This is a genomic window from Mesorhizobium sp. M7A.F.Ca.CA.001.04.2.1 (genome assembly GCF_003998485.1).
GTDB classification, from domain to species: domain Bacteria; phylum Pseudomonadota; class Alphaproteobacteria; order Rhizobiales; family Rhizobiaceae; genus Mesorhizobium; species Mesorhizobium ciceri.
Window position 1 is genome coordinate 23574 of record NZ_RZQT01000086.1, and the last position, 934, is coordinate 24507.

1 protein-coding gene is annotated in these 934 nt (G+C 64.8%); it reads right to left on the reverse strand.

Going from position 1 to position 934, the window contains the following annotated elements:
* Positions 1 to 934, reverse strand: a 934-nt coding sequence (locus EN955_RS34875; RefSeq protein ID WP_206523757.1) for a hypothetical protein, incomplete at both ends; no start/stop codon positions are given.

A 934-nucleotide genomic window follows, 5' to 3' on the forward strand; every position in this document is an offset into this window, starting at 1 on the left:
CCGGGCCGTCGGCGCCGAACGTGTTGCCGTAGTCGGTCGTGACGTTGCCGCTGACAGTGGTCGTGGCGCCGTCTTCGGTCAGCGCACCGGCATTCACATTGTGCCCCACAGGCACGTCGTCGACGATCTGGACCGAAAGCGTGCCTGGAAGCGAGACGTCTCCGTCGGTGTCGGTGACCGTCACCGTCAAGTTTTCGAAGATGGAATCGGTGCCTGCGCCGGGATGGGGCTCACTATGGACCAGCGTGTAGATGTAGCTCACCTGGCCGGTGCTGGCGTCGTAGCCGTTGATGGTCAGCGTGTTGCCGAACGGCGTGGTGATGCTGACCGGATTTGCTGCGCTGTTGGCAAGGGCGGCGCCCGAAATATCCTGGCCGGCGATGGTGAGCTTACCGATGCCGTCAGCCGAGGTGACGGTGAACGTGCCGGTGCCGGTCTCGCTGGTGTCGGGGGCCGAGGTCAGGCCCTTTTCGTATACTGTGGTGTCGCCGCCGCTGGTCTCAGGCGTGAGGTCGATGATCGACGGCGTGGAGTCGGGTCGAAGGCTCGGGAACAGTTCACGCGCCTCCAGGCGACCAAACTGCAAATCCGTCGGCGGCAGCAGGGCCGACAGGTCGAACCCGTCGCCGATGCCGCCGGGGGGAACCGAGAAATCACCGCCTGCGCTTGAATTCGAACCGCCGGGGCCGGCCGAGATGGAACCGTCGGCGCCGAAGGCGACATCGACATGGCTGGCTTCCAGCGCCGCCAGCAGCGCGACGCGCGGCACCTCGACGTCGCCAATGATGAAGGTCGGCACGTTCAGGGCGCCGTCCTTGATCACGATCACCGAGCCGTCGGCCTGTTCGAGCACAAGGTTTTGGCCGTCGACCTTGATGTTGTCGATGGAAGCGTTGGCCGGAAGCCTTACCACATGGCTGGCATCGGCTACATA